The 18930-nt window shown below is 43.0% G+C and carries 18 protein-coding genes; 15 read left to right on the top strand and 3 right to left on the bottom strand.

What is annotated here, in order from left to right; translation table 11 throughout:
• Window positions 1-176: 176 nt before the first annotated feature.
• The 3 genes from A4U55_RS02080 (at window position 177) to parE (ending at window position 5017) form a co-directional block, all read left to right on the top strand.
• On the top strand, window positions 177-1244 hold the full coding sequence (locus A4U55_RS02080; RefSeq protein WP_063453957.1) for a hypothetical protein: 1068 nt from the start codon (window positions 177-179) through the stop codon (window positions 1242-1244).
• Between the two features lie 1077 nt (window positions 1245-2321).
• Window positions 2322-2930 (top strand): YqiA/YcfP family alpha/beta fold hydrolase, encoded by a 609-nt coding sequence (locus A4U55_RS02070; RefSeq protein ID WP_003660398.1) that lies wholly within the window; start codon window positions 2322-2324, stop codon window positions 2928-2930.
• Between the two features lie 197 nt (window positions 2931-3127).
• Entirely contained in the window at window positions 3128-5017 is a 1890-nt protein-coding gene (gene parE, locus A4U55_RS02065; RefSeq protein ID WP_003664013.1) for a DNA topoisomerase IV subunit B, read from the top strand.
• An 81-nt stretch (window positions 5018-5098) separates the two neighbouring features.
• On the opposite strand, the gene hisH is transcribed toward parE, so the two are convergent.
• Both hisH and hisB read right to left on the bottom strand, forming a co-directional pair.
• Window positions 5099-5725 carry an imidazole glycerol phosphate synthase subunit HisH gene (hisH, locus tag A4U55_RS02060; protein WP_003660400.1) on the bottom strand — a complete coding sequence of 209 codons (627 nt, stop codon included), beginning with the start codon at window positions 5723-5725 and terminating at the stop codon, window positions 5099-5101.
• Window positions 5726-5734: 9 nt separating this feature from the next.
• Window positions 5735-6325 (bottom strand): imidazoleglycerol-phosphate dehydratase HisB, encoded by a 591-nt coding sequence (hisB, locus tag A4U55_RS02055; protein WP_003657184.1) that lies wholly within the window; start codon window positions 6323-6325, stop codon window positions 5735-5737.
• Window positions 6326-6548: 223 nt separating this feature from the next.
• Here hisB and def point away from each other — a divergent pair, with 223 nt between their 5' ends.
• The 11 genes from def (at window position 6549) to A4U55_RS02000 (ending at window position 15990) form a co-directional block, all read left to right on the top strand.
• Window positions 6549-7103 carry a peptide deformylase gene (gene def / locus A4U55_RS02050; RefSeq protein WP_003664801.1) on the top strand — a complete coding sequence of 185 codons (555 nt, stop codon included), beginning with the start codon at window positions 6549-6551 and terminating at the stop codon, window positions 7101-7103.
• 84 nt (window positions 7104-7187) lie between these two features.
• Window positions 7188-8894: a DNA repair protein RecN gene (recN, locus tag A4U55_RS02045; RefSeq protein WP_003660401.1), complete on the top strand. Its 1707-nt coding sequence runs from the start codon at window positions 7188-7190 to the stop codon at window positions 8892-8894.
• Window positions 8891-9448 (top strand): YqgE/AlgH family protein, encoded by a 558-nt coding sequence (locus tag A4U55_RS02040; protein WP_003657190.1) that lies wholly within the window; start codon window positions 8891-8893, stop codon window positions 9446-9448. The genes recN and A4U55_RS02040 overlap by 4 nt, the downstream gene beginning before the upstream one ends.
• Window positions 9448-9924, top strand: a complete 477-nt coding sequence (gene ruvX, locus A4U55_RS02035) for a Holliday junction resolvase RuvX (RefSeq protein WP_003657191.1) — start codon at window positions 9448-9450, stop codon at window positions 9922-9924. The genes A4U55_RS02040 and ruvX overlap by 1 nt, the downstream gene beginning before the upstream one ends.
• A gap of 17 nt (window positions 9925-9941) precedes the next feature.
• Window positions 9942-10409: a hypothetical protein gene (locus A4U55_RS02030; protein WP_003660403.1), complete on the top strand. Its 468-nt coding sequence runs from the start codon at window positions 9942-9944 to the stop codon at window positions 10407-10409.
• A 104-nt stretch (window positions 10410-10513) separates the two neighbouring features.
• Window positions 10514-10753 (top strand): sulfurtransferase TusA, encoded by a 240-nt coding sequence (gene tusA / locus A4U55_RS02025; RefSeq protein ID WP_003657195.1) that lies wholly within the window; start codon window positions 10514-10516, stop codon window positions 10751-10753.
• Between the two features lie 19 nt (window positions 10754-10772).
• Entirely contained in the window at window positions 10773-11696 is a 924-nt protein-coding gene (gene xerD / locus A4U55_RS02020; RefSeq protein WP_003657196.1) for a site-specific tyrosine recombinase XerD, read from the top strand.
• Window positions 11697-11865: 169 nt separating this feature from the next.
• Window positions 11866-13194, top strand: a complete 1329-nt coding sequence (fabF, locus tag A4U55_RS02015) for a beta-ketoacyl-ACP synthase II (RefSeq protein WP_003657198.1) — start codon at window positions 11866-11868, stop codon at window positions 13192-13194.
• Window positions 13195-13341: 147 nt separating this feature from the next.
• Entirely contained in the window at window positions 13342-14574 is a 1233-nt protein-coding gene (locus A4U55_RS02010; protein ID WP_003664007.1) for an MFS transporter, read from the top strand.
• Between the two features lie 53 nt (window positions 14575-14627).
• Window positions 14628-15077, top strand: coding sequence for an NfeD family protein (locus A4U55_RS02005; RefSeq protein WP_003657201.1), 450 nt, complete (start codon window positions 14628-14630; stop codon window positions 15075-15077).
• Between the two features lie 55 nt (window positions 15078-15132).
• Window positions 15133-15990, top strand: coding sequence for an SPFH domain-containing protein (locus A4U55_RS02000; RefSeq protein ID WP_063453955.1), 858 nt, complete (start codon window positions 15133-15135; stop codon window positions 15988-15990).
• A gap of 68 nt (window positions 15991-16058) precedes the next feature.
• Here A4U55_RS02000 and A4U55_RS01995 read toward each other — a convergent pair whose 3' ends face one another.
• Window positions 16059-17483 carry a phosphohexomutase domain-containing protein gene (locus tag A4U55_RS01995; protein WP_003660407.1) on the bottom strand — a complete coding sequence of 475 codons (1425 nt, stop codon included), beginning with the start codon at window positions 17481-17483 and terminating at the stop codon, window positions 16059-16061.
• 505 nt (window positions 17484-17988) lie between these two features.
• On the opposite strand from A4U55_RS01995, the gene cysK reads away from it, so the two are divergent.
• Complete coding sequence (gene cysK, locus A4U55_RS01990) at window positions 17989-18918, top strand: cysteine synthase A (RefSeq protein WP_003657210.1); 930 nt, start codon at window positions 17989-17991, stop codon at window positions 18916-18918.
• Window positions 18919-18930: the final 12 nt, after the last annotated feature.

Raw genomic sequence — 18930 nt, 5'->3', positions numbered from 1 at the left:
GGGTTTTGTTTGGGGGTTGGGTATTATTGCTTGATAGTTACCAAAGTCTTATTGAATATTACACAAACTTTTTTTATAATGTTCGTTCGTTCGTTCGTTCGTTCGTTCGGATTTAATTTTTATATCATCATATCAATTATCACTATTTTTTATATTAAGATTGTAGAGGATTACTTATGAGCATTCATACAACGGTCGCCAGACGCCCTTCATGGCGTGGCATTTTTGCAGGACTTTTGATGGGTCTTGTTGTATCTATGATAATGCTGGCTTTGGCCTTAGTGCTAAGCTCTTTTTTATCACTAGATTTGCGTGGCGCAGGCATTGCTGCTGGTGTTTATACCGCAGTAACCGCTTTAATCAGTGCTTTTGTTGCAGGGTTTTTTGCTGTCAAAGCATCGGCACCAGAGGCGTTATTTGGTGATGGTACCGACATTTTGCCAAAAGACGCTGCTTTAACAGGTATGCTAACCGCAGCAGCCATCGTTGTCATCAGCTCTGTATTTGCTTTTAATAGTGTAACTGGCATTGTAAGAACTGCTGGCAACGCTGTTGGCACAACCGCAGGTGCTATTGGAGGGGCTGCCAGTGCCGTTACATCAACGGTAACAACAGTAGCTGGTGCTGGTGCTACCGCAGCAGCTGGCTCATCTGATGCCGCAGGTGGCGATATCACTGCCAAAGCACAAGAGCTGTACCAAAAAGCCACAGGCAATATCAGCCGTCAAGACATCGAAGCTTGGGTTGCTAAGAATAACGAAACTTTTGATGAAGCACAAATCAGTGCAACAGTGAATGTACTTGAAGACATGCTTAACAAAACCAAAGCTGACCTTAATGGCATGGATTTTACCAATCTTGACACATGGAAAAATATTGATGAATATGCCAAGCAGCGTGCCGACGAGGTACAAGCCATTGTTACAGGCGATGAACTTATTGCCAAACTACAAGCAGAGGGTTTAACCCAAGAGCAGGCGTTGGAAGTGCGTGAAGAAACTGCCACCGCTTATCATGAATATCGTGCCAGCACCGAACAAGCCATTGCTGATGCTAAGATGAATATTGAGCAAACTCTACAAAGTGCAGAAGATACTGCTCGTAAAGCTGCTCTATACTCTGGTCTGTTTTGGTTGATTAGCACGCTACTGACTTTTGTGGCAAGCATCATGGGTGCAAAAACAGCCGCAGCAAATTACCGTTTGGCATCACCCATCACTGTTCGTGAGCGTGACCTTCGTTAATTGCCAACAAGCAATGTTCTTAAAAATCTGTCAATATTTTGGCAGATTTTTTATGTCAATTTTTATGCCATGTGATAAAATCAGAGTGAACTTTTTTGATGGTTCATGAACTTTTTGATTAAAAATGTATGAAAAATCTATTTCACTTGACACCCACCCCACGCACTTGCCCACATGGTGATTGTGGCAAGATGTTTTGTGATGCGATTTATAAACATGGTATCATCTTTTGTCTGCATTGCCAAAAAAGCCTATTGGTCAATCCATTTACGCCTGATTTGCAGCAAATGACTTTTTGGCAATTTGTCAAATATTTCATCAAAAGATATTATAAATTATATGTGATTTGTACCGGCATATTCATATTGATTTATACTGATATATTCGCTTTTGCTGATTTAGATAAATTCAATCTTACAACAGGATTTTGGGTGGCAGTGATTATTCTTATCATGTTTTTGTTTTTTGTGGCAATTGTTGCCATTGAAAACAATCTAAGATATTATCATGCTTATAAAATAAAAAACAGACCCCTAATAAAAGGCGTGGATAACTATGATGATGTCAAAAATGATTTTAACATCTCTGTTGCCCATGATAAACTAGCAACCTCTTTTGATACACATGCACCATATTGTCCACATTGCCAATCTCAAAGATTTCACAATACAGCAGATGATGATTATGTGTGTCAAAAATGCCATACAAAATCATCCCTAAGTTCAAAATTAAAAAACACGAATACCATACAATTTGCATCAATCTACACCATCTTATTTTTGATAATGAGATATGTCAGTTTTGATTTTTATTTGTTTATTTATATTTTGGCTGTCTTTGTGATATTTTTAATCAACTTATCCATTAACTATTATTGGTACAAAACCCCAAAATGGCTACCTTAAATATTCCTCTTGCTGAACGCCTTTATCACAGCGACCATCAAACCCATCATTTAGTATAAATAACGCCTTGCTTGATTTGATGTTATCATAGCAATCTTAACGCCTAAGATATTTTATCATATAAACAATATTTATTAATTTATAATAACTTAAAAATTAATTAAGAAAAATTATGAAGTTGATTTATCTACATGGATTAGATAGTGATAGCAATGCAATAAAAGCACAAATCACACAAAATTATTGCCAAGCTAACTATCCAAATATCGAAGTCATTCGACCTGATCTTAATCGTACACCTGATGAGGTGGTCAAGCTCTTAAAATCTCTGATCATTGATGATCGAAATACCGTCTTAATTGGTTCATCTCTTGGCGGGTATTTTGCGAATTTATTATCTGATTTGACGGGTGTGCCTGCGGTGCTGCTCAATCCTAGTATCTGGCCTGATATCAGTTTTCGCCGATTTTTGGATCAAAATTTTGATGAACGTGCTTTGTCTGATGAGACAGTGATTTATACAACAACGGGCGGTTGGCAGATTACTTATGGTGATTTGGCATGGTTTGAGCGGCATCGATTGGCTGTTAAAAATCCTGATTTAATCAAAGTATTACTTAAGATGGGTGATGAGCTTTTAGACGCACAGGTAACCCAAGCTTTTTATGATCAAAAAGGCGTGCAAGTATTGGCACAAGCAGGAGGCGATCATCGTATTAGTGATTATGAAGTGCAGGTGGCAACAGTGATTGACTGGGCTATCCGATTGCATCAAAGATAGCTGAATTCAAATGAATTTGTACAATCAGTATTTCAAAATTTATGTATTAAAATCCATCGCTTCAATATTAAGTATGGTATTTTTTCTAAAAATACAAAGCCTTCAAGATAAATCCATGACAGCGGACAAAATTTAACACCATTTCCCAAAATCTTAGCTTTGGTGTACAATGACCTATATTTTTATCCATAATATTTATGAGCACATATAATTCACAAAAATTAGAAGTTTTAGAAGGTTTAGAACCAGTTCGCCGCCGCCCAGGCATGTATACTGATACTATGCGTCCCAATCATCTTGCCCAAGAGGTCATTGATAACTCGGTCGATGAGGCATTGGCAGGATTTGCTCGTCATATCATCGTCATTTTGCATAAGGATGGTTCGCTGTCTGTTGAGGATGATGGGCGTGGGATGCCGACCGATATTCACCCTGAATTTAATCAATCAGGTGTTGAGCTGATTTTGACACGCCTGCACGCTGGCGGTAAATTTAGCACCGAAAACTATCAAGTCTCTGGTGGTCTGCATGGCGTGGGTATCAGTGTGGTAAATGCATTGTCCACACGCGTTGAGGTGACGGTGTGGCGTGATGGACTGATGCACACGATGGCATTTGAACACGGTGAGCCTGTTACCGCTTTGATTGCTGATAAATCAGCCAATAAAAAAAAGCGTGGTACCAAAGTACAATTTTGGGTGGATGGGCAGTATTTTGATACGCCAAAATTTTCAATTAAAACCCTTAAGCATAACCTAAAAGCCAAAGCAGTGCTTGCAGCAGGGTTACACATTGATTTTATCAGTGAGATTGAGCCAAATGACAGTGAAAGTTGGCAGTTCACCGATGGTGTGGTGCAATATCTGACCGAGCAGCTAGATGGGTCTGATACATTACCTAAAGAGCCATTTTATGTTAGCCAAGAGCCTACTTTGGGTGAGCGTGGCGGGGCGACTTTTGCGTTATCGTGGCTTGCTGAGGGCGGTACACCAATTACCGAAAGCTATGTCAATCTTATTCCAACTGCTCAAGGTGGCACGCATGTCAATGGTTTACGCACAGGTGTACTTGAGGCACTGCGTGAGTTTTGTGATATTCATAATTTATTGCCGCGTCAAATCAAGCTGTCTGGTGAGGATGTGTGGGATGGCGTCAACTACATTTTATCGCTGAAATTTGTTGAACCGCAGTTTAGTGGACAAACCAAAGAACGCTTATCAAGCCGAGAAGCTGCGCCATTGGTTCAAACCTTGGCTAAAGATGCTTTTAGTCTTTGGCTAAATCAGCATCCAGATCACGCCAAAGCCATTGCCGAACTTGCCATTTCAAAAGCCACCAAACGCCTAGCAACTGCACAAAAAGTGGCGCGTAAAAAAGTCACTCAAGGACCAGCACTACCAGGTAAGCTGTGGGATTGTCGTGGGGGATTAAAAGAAGGTTCAGAGCTGTTTTTGGTGGAAGGTCAGTCAGCGGGTGGATCAGCAAAGCAAGCGCGTGACAATGCATTTCAGGCAATTTTACCACTGCGAGGTAAAATTTTAAATGCTTGGGAGGTGTCATCAGATACTGTATTGTCCAGCCAAGAAATTCATGACATTGCCATTGCGATTGGTGTAGATCCTGCATCAGATGATTTATCTGAGCTTCGATATGATAAAATCTGCATCTTAGCAGATGCTGATTCAGATGGTCTGCATATTGCGACACTGATTTGTGCGTTATTTGTGAAGCATTTTCCTGCACTGATTGAAGCGGGTCATCTGTATGTGGCGGTACCGCCTTTGTATCGTATTGATGCAGGTAAGGATGTGTATTATGCACTGGATAATGAAGAGCTTGAACAAGTACTTGCAAGGCTTGGTAATAAAAAAACGCAAATCACTCGCTTTAAGGGGCTAGGTGAGATGAATCCAAGTCAGCTGAAAGAAACGACAATGAACCCTGATACGCGAAAGTTGATTCGTTTGGATTTGGATGATACCGCAAGCACAAACAGCATCATGGATATGCTGCTTGCCAAAAAACGCTCAGCAGACCGAAAACAGTGGCTAGAGACCAAAGGGGATTTGGCGGATATTTCTGTTTAAGGTGATTATGATAATGACCTATAAAACCATGATTAAGATGGCTTATAGGTCATGTTTAATCAGTTAAAATGGCTGGTAGTATTAAGGTTGCCAAGTAATGAAATTTGACAACAGTTTTAAGCCTGCATGATGGCTTTTTTCGGGATGAAATTGAGTGATAAAAAGATTATCCCAAATGATACTTGAACAAAACTTCTGACCATAAGTGGTATGCGCTAAAATCAGCTGATTATTTGGCGTGGGGTCACAATAATAGCTGTGCGTGAAATAAAAATACTCATGATTGCAGCCTTGCCATAGCATATGATCGGTATCTGTATCAACACGGTTCCAGCCAACATGCGGTATTTTGATTGGTTCATCATTTTGTATCCAAGCGTCATCAAATCTGCGTACCGTGCCAGAAATGATGCCCAAACAAGGGACATCGCCTTCTTCTGAGACATCAAACATCGCCTGCATACCGACACAAATTGCCATAACAGGCTTGGTATTCAAAGCTTCTTTAACGGCGATATCAATGCCATGTTTAGCCATATGTGCCATTGCATCACGCATAGCACCCACACCTGGCAGCAGAATTTTATCTGCTTTTTTAATATCATCGGCTCGATCGGTGGTGATGACATCAGCACCTGCCACTTTGAGTGCATTAGCGACCGAATACAGATTACCAACGCCATAATCAAGTAACGCAACTTTAGTCATAACAACCCCTTAGAGCATATTTTTGGTTGAAGGCAATTGATCCTTGGCACGCTCATCATACTCAACCGCCATTCGCAATGCACGGGCTAAGGCTTTAAATACGCTTTCAATTTGGTGATGGCTATTTTTACCTTTTAGAGTATCAATATGTAAGGTGATAAAGGCATGATTAACCAGCCCATAAAAAAACTCAGAAAATAAATCGACATCCATCGAGCCTATGTGTGAGCGTGTGAATGGTACATTCATGTGTAAACCAGGGCGACCAGAAATATCCACCACCACACGAGATAGGCTTTCGTCAAGCGGTGCATAAAAATGCCCATAACGGCGAATGCCTTTTTTGTCGCCCAAGGCTTGTTTGAGTGCTTGACCGATTGCAATACCAACATCTTCAACACTATGATGATCATCGATGTGGGTATCGCCCACACATTTGACATCCAAATCAATGAGTCCATGGCGCTTGATTTGATCAAGCATATGATCAAGAAACGGCACACCCGTATCAAGCACGCCTTGACCGCTACCATCTAAATTGATATTGACACTGATTTGGGTTTCGGCGGTATTTCTTGTAACACTAGAAAAGCGAGTCATGATAATCCTTGAAAAATAAGACGGATAATAATTCACCGCTATTCTTGCATAAAAGCCTAAAATTGCCAATAGTCGTGATTAAAAAAGCCATGTTTTACCAATTAAATCGTAAATTTTTGCAAAAACTTTGATGAATTGGCTGGTAGATTATCTTTTTGCCCCATTTTCCAGTATAATAGTTTGTTTAACATGATATCGTATTTACCACCGAGATAACAAAATTATGGCATTATTACCTATTTTAACATATCCTGACCCACGCTTACGCACTTTGGCAAAACCTGTCACTGTCTTTGATGATAGATTAAAGCAGTTGATTGAAGATATGTTTGAGACCATGTATGACGCACGAGGTATTGGTCTTGCAGCAACGCAAGTTGACCGCCACATACAACTGATTGTGATGGATTTGGCAAGAAAGGACGAACCGCCATCACCGCAGGTATTTATCAATCCTAAAGTGACACCGCTCGTAGATGAGCATTCGTCTTATCAAGAGGGCTGTTTGTCTGTACCAGAGGTTTTTGATACCATTGAGCGACCCAGCCGTGTACGCATTGAGGCACTTGATAAAGACGGTCAGCCGTTTGAGATAGAAGCTGAAGGCTTGTTGGCGGTATGCATTCAGCATGAGATGGATCACTTAAACGGTAAGTTATTTGTGGATTATTTATCGACACTCAAACAAAGCCGTGCAAGAGATAAAGTTAAAAAGGCACTCAAAGCACGAGAAAAAACAGTAAACAGTACAACTGATAACGCACTTAAAAATAGCTAAATTTAGCAAGGTTAAATGACGGATACTAATTTTTAGCACAAAAACCCTAACAATGACTTACTTATATTGCAATTTGGATGGTTTATGCTCATTTCTTTGACTTTTGAAAACTTAGCACTCATTGAGCAAAAACACATTGATTTTGATGATAGATTCAATGTCATTACAGGCGAAACAGGTGCAGGCAAGTCACTGATTTTAGATGCATTATCGCTGTGTGTCGGTGAACGTGCTGATAGTAGTATGGTGCGTCATGGCTGTGATGAGGCAAGTGTTTTTGGTGAATTTGATATCAGTGGCAATGCCCAAGTGATTGCTTGGTTTGAGCAACATGACAGAAAATTAGAAGATGAAACGCTGCTCATTCGCCGAAAAATTAGCAATCAGGGACGCTCAAAGTCTTGGATTAACGGCGTACCAGCCAGTATCAGTGAGCTAAAAAGCTTGGGATCTATGCTTGTGAATATCCACTCGCAGCATGCTGGGCTTGAACTGCTAAAGCCTCAATTTATCGTGGATTGGCTGGATCGCATTGGTGGGTTTGGTGATTTAAAGGCAGCGGCTAAGACCGCTTTTCATCACTATCAAACCCTAAAAAGGCAGGCTGATGACGCACGCAGCCAGTCAGCACAGCGAGCGGATCGGATGGCACTGTTGTCAGCCAAGCTTACCGATATTGAACCATTGCTTTTGGTGGATTTTCAGGAAATTGAGGCAGAATACGATGAGCTATCCAATCTTGAAAGTCTCATGCGTGAAGCCCTAGAAGCAGCGGTACAACTTGATAATGATGACGATGCCCCATCGGTGCTAAGCCTACTTGGGCGAGCGATGCGTATTTGTGATAACAACGCTCAATCCAGTAAAACATTTGGCGAATGTAGTCAACTGCTTGTACTTGCCCAAGAGCAAATCATAGATGCCGTTGCTAAGCTTACCGATTACGCAGAGCGGGAGCTGCCTGATGCGGCGCGCCTTGATGAGCTAAATGGCTTATTGAGCCTTGCACATCGCTTATCAAGCAAATACCACACGCCGATTACTGAGCTGATTGCTGATGCAGTGCATTGGCAAGATGAATTGGATATGCTAAGCAGTTTGCCTGATAACGATACGATGGATGCTAAGGTTTTAGAGGCTTATCAAGCCTATCTGGTGGCAGCAGACGCATTGGATCAGGCACGCATTCAAATCGCACCTGATGTCTGTGAGCGGCTTGAGGCACGGCTTGTGCCTTTGGCACTGCCAAATGCTCGCTGTCAGTTTTCTTTTAACGAAAAACCTGTTGAGCATTACACCGCCCAAGGCAAATACGATATTGCCTTACTATTTAGTGCCAATGTGGGCATGCCACTTCAGCCGTTGCACAAAGTTGCATCAGGCGGCGAGTTGTCGCGTATGGCACTGACCATGCAAGTGATGGCGGCGGATGACGGCATAGGTGCACATCCAACACTTGTATTTGATGAGGTGGATGTGGGCATTAGTGGCGGGACAGCCCAAGTGGTTGGCGAGCTTTTGCGTACGCTGGGTAAGCAGCAGCAACTGCTTGCCATCACGCATCAAGCTCAGGTCGCTGCTGCGGCACATCATCATATTTTGGTGTATAAAGAACACGGTGAACACACCAAAAGTCAGATACAAGTTATCACCGATGAAGCACAAATTGATGAATTGGCACGAATGTCAGGTGGCGTGAATATTACCGAAGCGACACGTGCTCATGTTAAAAGCCTGCTGGCAGACATTCGCCATGCTGATAAGATGGCTCAAAGAGGTATGGCTACATGACACAGACCCAAAAACTGATTCATCATTTTTTGATTCCAAGTCCACAGATGACTGATGAAAGATTTATGGATGCTGTCATTTATATCTGTCGCCATACCAAAGATGGTGCATGGGGTTTTATTATTAATCAGTCCCTGCCAAATAGCGTAGGCGGTCTTTTGACCGAGCTTGAGGTGCCAGTGACTGCAAGCACCATGCAAGTACCTGCTATGAATGGCGGACCTGTACGCCCTGAGGCTGGTTTTATTTTGCACACAGGGCAGCCCATTTATAAGTCATCTTTTGCCATTTCTGAAAATGTCTGCTTGACGACCAGTAAGGATATCTTGGAGCGGTTGTCTTATGATGGTTTGAGGCATTATTTATTGTGTATGGGCTATTGCAATTGGGGCAGAGGTCAGCTGGATGCTGAGATGGCGTTTGGTGATTGGTATGCTTGTCCAGCAGACTTGCCAACTTTATTTTCAACGCCATTTGAAGACAGGCTTAAGGCTTGTTATGATAAGATTGGGATTAATCTGAATAAGTTCATTACAACAACTGGATATGCCTAATGACAAGCGAAACCTTGACACTTGCTTTAGATTATGGAGTCAAAAAAATGGGCATGGCACTGGGCAATAGCATCACCCATAACGCACGCCCCTTTGATATTTTGGCGATGAATAATGGGCAACCTGATTGGGATAATCTGCTTGGTATCATTGAGCATTGGGGTATTGATAGGGTGCTGGTGGGACTGCCGCTGAATATGGATGGCACCGAGTCGATGCTCACCAAGCGTGCTCATAAATTTGCACGGCGATTGGCACATCGGCTGGGCGAGCGTCGTCAGGCGGTTTCGGTGTTTATTTATGATGAGCGGCTTAGCTCAAAAGAAGCCAAGATGATTGCACTTGATAACGGCTGGATTGCGTCATCATCTGAACCAATCGACGATATTGCCGCATGTCTTTTGCTTGATAGCTATTATCATGCGCCTAATCATGCCATCTATGTCAGTGAACGAAAAGACTCTCACAAAGACTGATTTTGTCAGGAAAAGCTATGCAGCACCATACTTTGATTGCTCATCAATTTGACCAAGCCATACGCCAAGCAACCTTAAGTGTCCGTTTTGGCTTTGGGGCGATTGTATGCTTTTGTATTTTTGGAACTTTGGCAAGCCTACCTGCATTCAAAGACAGCACATGGATTTATTATGCCTTTCATTATTTGCCGTACGCACTCATCGCCATGACGATGCCCATCAGCCTGTATCACGGCTTTTTATTGATGCGTTATCGGGTGATGGACGGCTCAATTTTGGTGGTCATTTTGGCAACTGGGATGGCACTGCTTGGATTTACGGTCGTGTGGGGCTTGAGCATTGGCATAGATACGGTGTTTTTTATGGCACTATTTTTGGCGATGATTGCTTGGTTTGGGATGCCGTTTTTATTTCGGGTCAATCTAAAAAAATTTGCCAGTTTTTTGGAAGAAAAATCTTCAAAATCACCCCAAGAGCCAATTTAAATCATCTTAATCTTATGATTGACTGTGCAGTTTGTGTTTTGACTAACAGTGATTTTAGGTCAATCAGTTAAATTTTATCCAAAAACCAGAGTAACAAAACAACCATGGCCATGATTAACCACACATTAGATACCAAAGGGCTGATTTGCCCCGAACCTGTCATGCTACTTCATAAGATCATTCGCCAAGCGCTTGGCGGTGAGCATATTGAGATTTTGGCAACCGATCCTGCCACGATGCGTGATATTCCCAATTTTTGCCGTTATTTGGGGCATACGCTGGTCAATCAAGAAACACTCGATGACGGCAGCTATCGCTACTTAGTTCAAAAAAAGCAAGCATAAAGACCGTAGGTTTTAAGCTATGGCAAAATCTACCATACCTCGAGCCGATAGTGCGGTGATCTATGACGACGACCCAGAGTATCTGAGTGAATTTCGTGCAGCAATGTTGGCGCGTGGGTTGTCGATAGCCACCAGAAATGCGTATAGCCAAGATGTACGCTTGTGCATTCGTTTATCAGATACGCCAGTGAATCTATGGCAGCCATCAGATGTGCGTAATCACTTGATGTGTCTAAAAGATGCCAAGAAATCCGAGCGGTCTATCGCACGCGCGTTGGCAAGTCTGTGCCAGTTTTTTTTGTGGCAAATTGAGTCAGGCTATCGAGAGGATAACCCTTGTGAATCCATCAAAACACCCAAGCTTGGCAAAACTTTGCCCAAAACGCTCTCTGAGCAAGAAGTTAGCTCACTGCTAGATGCACCAGACATCTCAAGCGTGCGAGGCCTTAGAGATAAAGCCATGCTTGAGGTTTTGTATGCGTGTGGCTTGCGTGTCAGTGAGCTGACAAGTTTATCACTTGAGCATCTAAACTTAACTGCTGGTTGGCTGTCGGTTACAGGTAAGGGTAATAAAATGCGTCTGATTCCTTTGGGAGAATATGCACTGTCTGCACTCAATGAGTATTTGGCTGTGCGGGGCAGTTTGCTGATTGGTAAAAAAGACTGTCAAGCGGTATTTTTGACCGAACAAGGTGGTTACATGACACGGCATAATTTTTGGCATTTGATTAAAAAATATGCCTTAATGGCTGGTATTAATACCGCCATTTCGCCCCATACATTGCGTCATGCCTTTGCAACGCATTTGGTTAATCATGGTGCTGATTTACGCAGTGTACAATTATTGCTTGGGCATAGTGATTTATCCACCACGCAGATTTATACACATGTGGCGACCACAAGGCTACAAAATCTCCATGCCAAGCATCATCCCAGAGGGTGATTTTTCATTTGAGCATTTTTTATATCAAATCATCATGTGATGTTCACTGTTTAAATTGAGATTGCTTGAGATATCTTAATCTTAATAAAAATACAACTGTAAACTGTAAATTCATGATAAATCATGTTAAGATAAAACTAAGCAAACTGAATTAAAATTTGGATACATCATGACACAGTCAGCAAAAAACAAGTCTGCCAAACCTGCTTATCATGAAAAAAGCGATGCAGCACGCATTGTCATTACAGGCATGGGAGCTTTAACGCCCATCGGAAATAGTTTAGATACAATTTGGCAAAATCTTACCCAAGGTGTAAGTGGTATCAGTCGCCTTGATGGATTTGAGGATAAATCGGTAGCGATTGATGGATTTCGTGCCCAGATCGCTGGATTGGTTAAGAATTTTGATGCCAAAGATTATTTAAATCCTAAAGAAGCCCGCCGTTTTGATACATTTGTACATTATGCCCAAGTTGCCGCTGCCATGGCTTTGTATCATGCAGGGCTGATTGATGATATCAAAGGTGATAGCTTGCCCATCAATGTCGATGGCGAGCGTTTTGGCGTGGTCATGGGTTCGGGCATTGGCGGTATTCAAACCATTGAAACAAGTCGTGATACCCTAAAGTCCTATGGTGCAAAAAAAGTATCGCCATTCATCATTCCAGGTGCCATCATCAATATGCCAGCTGGGCTGATTGCCATCCGTCATCATCTCAAAGGTGCAAATCTTGCAACGACAACCGCTTGCACCACCTCGACGCACGCCATTGGCTTGGGGGCAAGACTGATTGCTTATGGTGACTGTGATGCGGTATTGGTTGGTGGCAGCGAAAAAGCCTCAACGCCACTTGGGCTATCAGGCTTTGGGGCGATGCATGCACTCTCAACACGAAATGATGAGCCAACACGTGCCAGCCGACCTTTTGACAAAGACCGTGATGGTTTTGTTTTGGGTGATGGTGCAGGTGCATTAGTGCTTGAAAGCTTAGCACATGCCAAAGCTCGTGGTGCGACCATTTTGGCAGAATTGGTCGGATTTGGGATGAGTGATGATGCCAATCATATCACCAGCCCATCGGTCGGTGGAGAAGGTGCGGCTCGTGCCATGGCAGCGGCCTTGGCAGATGCAGGCATTGATGCTTGTGAAGTGGGTTATATCAACGCTCATGGTACCAGCACACCCCAAGGTGATGTCGCTGAAAGTCAAGCCATTGAGCGATTGTTTGGTCAAGATATTTTGGTCAGCTCAACCAAATCTATGACAGGACATCTGCTTGGAGCGGCAGGTGCGATTGAAGCAATTTTTACCATACTTGCACTCCAAAATCAGCTTCTACCACCCACCATCAATTTAGACAATCAAGACGAAGCATGTCGGCTAGATTATATTGCTCATACCGCTCGCCGTGTTGATGGGGTAGAATTTGCCTTGTCAAACAGCTTTGGATTTGGTGGCACGAATGGTTCATTACTATTTCGCCGATGGCAGGCGTGATTGATTTGTCTGTGTTGTCGCCCCAAGCAAATACGCTTGGGGTTCTTATATTTTAGATAAAATCATAGATACAATGGTAAATGTGTGTTAAGTTCACTATAATGACACAATTAATCATTGACCATCGTCAATTCATCTGGATAACCCATGCCAAATCATACCACAACACAGATGCCTAAAAGCAGCCCATCTGCCAAAACCTCGTTATTGCTACTGATTATCGGGCTGATTTTTGCGGCGGCAAATATGCGTTCGCCTTTGGTAATGATGGGTTCAATCGTGCCTATGCTGTCCGATGATTTTGGCCTATCATCAGTACAGATTGGCTATCTTGGTGCGATGCCGATGCCGTTATTTGCATTTGGCTCATTAATGGCAGCGGTACTGGCAAAAAAATTTGGACTTGAGAGGATGATGATTGGCATGACGCTTTTATTGGCGTTGGGGGTGGCAATACGAAACTGGTTTGGGGTGATAGAATTGTATGTTGGCACGCTGATTTTATCGTTTGCCATTGGGATGCTAAATGCCCTAACTGCACCTTTTATTAAGCAATACGCCCCTAATAACATTGCACTTGCTACAGGTGTGTTTAGTCTAAGTATGTCCACTTTGGCGGGCTTTGGTGCTTGGATGGTGGTGCCATTTGCCAAAACATTTGGCTGGCAATTTGCGATGAGCAGTTGGGCAATCTTTGGTGTGATTGCCGCATGGATTTGGTGGTTGATTTATCGGCATAATCGTATGGATAATCTTAAACTTATGCCAGCCTTACCCACGATCAAGCCAACCGCTCATCTAAAAAAACCCATCAATCTTTGGCGTCAAAAAGCCGCTTGGCAAATGGCAGTTTTACTTGGGCTTCAGTCGTTTTTATTTTATAGTTTGGCAAGTTTTTTACCATCCATTGGTATGGCATTTGGGGTAACACTAGATGAGGCGATACGATTACCCTTCGTGTTTCAGGTTATGGCACCACTTGCCATTTTATGGCTCACTTGGCTTTCACGGTGTGGCACATCGTTTCAGATTATTTCTGTGGCAGGTTGTTTGATGAATGCTTTGGGCATATCTGGGCTGTTAATGATGCCATCTTTGATGCTGTTTTGGTCAGCTTTGATGGGCTTTGGGTGTGCTTTGGTGTTTACCTTAAGCTTGATGATGTTCTCGCTTCGTACGACCAGTACCGAAACCGCGCGTGATTTATCCAGTATGGTGCAAGCGGTGGGCTATAGCATTGCGATGTTTGGTCCGTTGATGATTGGTAAGCTGTATCAATGGCAGGGTGATTGGCAATTGCCGTTGATGGTATTGGTGGTTTTGATGATAATTAATATCCCATTTGGGCTATGGGCAGCCAATGAGACCAAAATTGGCTGATGTAGGCAAGACTGATTGTCAAACGAATAGACACGATTTGGTAGAGGTAGAATATGGGATTACAACCTTGGCATTGGGCGGTGATTGGCATGCTATTGATGACAGGTGAGTTATTTATACCCAGCTTTGCGATGCTTTGGTTTGGGGTGGCGGCTTTGGTGACTGCGTTGCTGCTTTGGGTAGTGCCGATGGATTTGTTGAGCCAAGTGGTAATTTGGCTGGGTTTATCGATTGTGGCGTGTATTTTGTGGTTTAGGCTGATTCAGCCACGCATCAAAACACGCACCAAGGCAGGGCTTGGCGGCTCGGTGATTATTGGTGAGATTGGTATGATTGTCTCACCTGTGGTGGCAAATGGCTTAGGCGTAGTCAGATTTTCTGTACCCAAAGTAGGTGCTGCTGAATGGGCATGTCGTACGCTTGATGGTCGCCCTATCGAGGTGGGTACACGAGTGATTGTCACGGCGGTAATGGGTAATGAGCTGATTGTTATGCCAAAATAACGCCAAATTTATTTTTTATACATAATAACTTTTATACATAATAACAAGGAAAGCTATGGAATTTACCGTCATTATTTTGGTACTCATTGCTTTGGTGGTATTCACCATTTATAAAGGCGTAAAAATGGTGTCGCAAGGCGAAAAATGGATCATTCAGCGTTTGGGTAAATATCACCAAACGCTTGAGCCGGGTCTGAATTTTATTATTCCTTATGTGGATACTGTGGCTTATAAAGTAACCACCAAAGACATCGTGCTTGATATTCCAAGCCAAGAGGTCATCACACGCGATAATGTGGTCATCATCGCCAATGCAGTGGCATACATCAATATTGTGCAGCCTGAGCAGGCAGTCTATGGCATCGAAAATTATGAACATGGCATTCGTAATTTGGTACAAACATCCTTACGCTCCATCATCGGTGAGATGGATTTGGATGCTGCCTTATCCAGTCGTGACCAAATTAAAGCACAGCTAAAACATGCCATCAGTGATGATATTTCTGACTGGGGAATCACCCTAAAAACTGTGGAAATCCAAGACATCAAGCCATCAGCGACCATGCAGTTGGCGATGGAGGAGCAAGCGGCGGCTGAGCGTCAACGCCGTGCCACCGTCACCCGTGCCGATGGGCAAAAACAGGCCGCCATCTTGGAGGCAGATGGTCGCCTAGAAGCCTCTCGCCGTGATGCTGAGGCTCAAGTCGTCTTGGCGCGTGGTTCTGAAGAATCGATTCGTCTGATTTCTCAGGCAATGGATGGTAAAGATATGCCTGTGGTGTATCTTTTGGGCGAGCAATACATCAAAGCGATGAACGAGATGGCAAAGTCAAATAATGCCAAAATGGTGGTACTGCCTGCCGATATTTTAAATACGGTCAAGGGTTTGGTGGGTGATAAATTTAAAGTCTAAGGCAAGCTAAATCCAATCATAACAATAGCCACCAAAATATCAGTGGTTATTGTTATGGATAAGATAAATCAATGGTCGGTGGCGATTGCCCCTTGTTTTTGGAGATAGTCGATGATTTCTTTGGTTTTTTGAGTTAACAGTGTGGCATCACCGCATGCCTCGACATTTAGGCGAATGAGCGGTTCGGTATTGCTTGAACGCAAATTAAACCGCCAATTACCAAAATCCAAGCTCAGTCCATCTAAGGTATTTTTTTGGGGATTAAGGTGGGCGTATTTTTGTTCCAGACCTTGGCTGATGGTGGCAGCATTAGTTTTATCCAGCCTAAAATTACGCTCACCTGAACTTGGGAAATCTTGAATGTAATCATCAACAAGCTCTGCCAAGGACTTGCCTGTGACTGACAACAGCTCAATTAATAGCAGCCAAGGAATCATGCCACTATCACAATAAAAAAAGTCTTTAAAATAATGGTGTGCCGACATTTCACCGCCATAGATGGCTTTTGTTTCACGCATGACTTGCTTGATGAATGAATGCCCAGATTTACTAAGAGCGGGCGTACCTTGCATCTTTTTGATGACATTTTGAGTGTTATAAATGACGCGTGGATCATAAACGATGGTCTGCTTGGGATATTTTTGTAAAAATGCCGCTGCCAGCATACCAACCACATAACTGCCATCAATAAATCGTCCGTTTTCATCAAACAAAAAACAACGGTCAAAATCCCCATCAAATGCCACACCAAAGTCCGCTTTGTGTGCGATGACGGCATCACGGGTAGCGGCTTGATTGGCGATGATCATGGGGTTTGGGATACCGTTGGGAAAGTTACCATCAGGCTGATGATGTATTTTAAGCAGCTCAATCGGTGAACCTGCTAAGCGTACTTCAAGGGTATCAATGACAGGACCTGCCGAGCCATTGCCACTGTTGATGACGATTTTTTTGGGGAGAAATTTGCTCGTGTCAATAAAGCTCATCAGTTTATCAATATAAGCGGTTTTGTCGGTGTTTTGGGTGATGCTGCCTTTTTTACTTTGAATAAAATTACCACTTTCAGCCAATGCACGCACCTCGGCCAATCCAGTATCGGCACTGATGGGGCGTGAGTTTTCACGTACCATTTTTAAGCCATTATAATTGATGGGATTGTGGCTTGCAGTTACCTCAATCCCACCGATGGTGTTATAGTGACTGGTCGCAAAATACACCTCTTCGGTGCCTGTCATACCAAGGTCAATCACATCCACGCCAGCGTCTGTTATGCCTTGGATGGCGGCAAGTTTCAGGCTATGGCTTGATGGTCTAATATCTGAGCCGATGACGATGGTAGGATGCTCGGCGGTGTTTTGAGATTTTAGGATTTGGGCAAAGGCACGAGCAATGCGATAGCTGATATGCTCATCAAGCGTCACACCCAGCTCACCTCGGACATCATACGCCTTAAAGCAAGAAATGGTTATTGCAGAAAAATTTGTCATTGTCATGGCTTGATATCAAATAAAAATGATGAAATAAAAATATCTAGAGCGTGCCTGCCTTTGATATTTACGATAAAAAATGAGAGACATGGCTCATTTTCAAGGAAAAATGCAGTCTGTGAGTGTCATCAGACAGGTTTTTGACTTTTAAGCCGCTCAATTTTACCATTTTTATACAAACATCGACTAAAATTGTAAGTTTCGTCAATTGGCGATCAGTGATTGGTAAATGCGGCCGTGTTTCAAAAACTGATTTGATTGTACCATGATTTTTGATAATGTGCTAAATGCCAAACAAGGATTCACGGTCAAATTAAAACATGGCATAAGTATAACAATGAATGGCATAGAATTTATGAGCATACTGGTACTAAAATCTTGAAAAATTTGTTATAGTAAGCTTGTTATTGTGATGATGTAAATTCAAGCATGGTCATGATATCGATACCAATTTAATAAAATACCAAGAAAACCCCAACAAACATGAACTGAATTCATTTGGAGTATGATGATGAATATTGCAAAAAGTGTGACTGACCTTATCGGTAAAACCCCGCTTGTCGAACTCAATCGCCTCACCGAAGGCTTATCTGCTCGTGTGGTGGTCAAGCTTGAGTATGCCAATCCAGCAAGTTCGGTCAAGGATCGCATTGCCCTTTCTATGATTGACGATGCCGAAAAATCAGGGCTTTTGACCAAAGACACCACCATCGTTGAGGCGACCAGTGGCAATACAGGCATTGGGCTTGCCATGGTGGCAGCGGCACGAGGTTACCGCTTGGTGATTACCATGCCTGAGAGCATGAGCCTTGAGCGTCGTGCGTTGCTTCGTGCGTATGGGGCCAAGCTTGTGTTGACGCCAGCGGCTGAGGGCATGGGTGGGGCGATTGCCAAAGCCAATGAGCTTGCTGCCCAAGACGGCTATTTTATGCCACGCCAATTTGATAATTTAGCCAATCCACAAATCCACCGTACAACAACAGCCGAAGAGATTTGGGCGGATACAGATGGTCAGGTGGATATTTTTGTCTCAGGTGTGGGTACAGGTGGTACAGTGACAGGTGTCGGTGAGACACTCAAAGCCAAAAAAGAAGCCATTCAAATTGTTGCAGTTGAGCCATTGGCTTCACCTGTTTTATCAGGCGGCGAAAAAGGCCCGCACCCAATTCAAGGCATTGGTGCAGGGTTTATCCCATCAGTACTCAATACGGATATCTATGATGAGGTCATCAAAGTCGCTAATGAAGATGCCTTTAGTGTGGCACGAGATATGGCAGCCAAAGAAGGCTTGCTTGTTGGTATCTCATCAGGTGCGGCAGTTTCGGCGGCACTTGAATTGGCGGCACGAGAAGAAAACGCAGGTAAGCTTATCGTCGTTATCATACCATCATCAGGTGAGCGTTATTTGTCAACAGCATTATTTGCTGATTTGGCACAATGAGTATCTTTTAAA

It is taken from the genome of Moraxella catarrhalis, from assembly GCF_001632285.1.
Taxonomy (GTDB): Bacteria; Pseudomonadota; Gammaproteobacteria; order Pseudomonadales; family Moraxellaceae; genus Moraxella; species Moraxella catarrhalis.
Note: the sequence above shows the minus strand (reverse complement) of the source record. Positions and strands in the feature narration are given on the sequence as shown.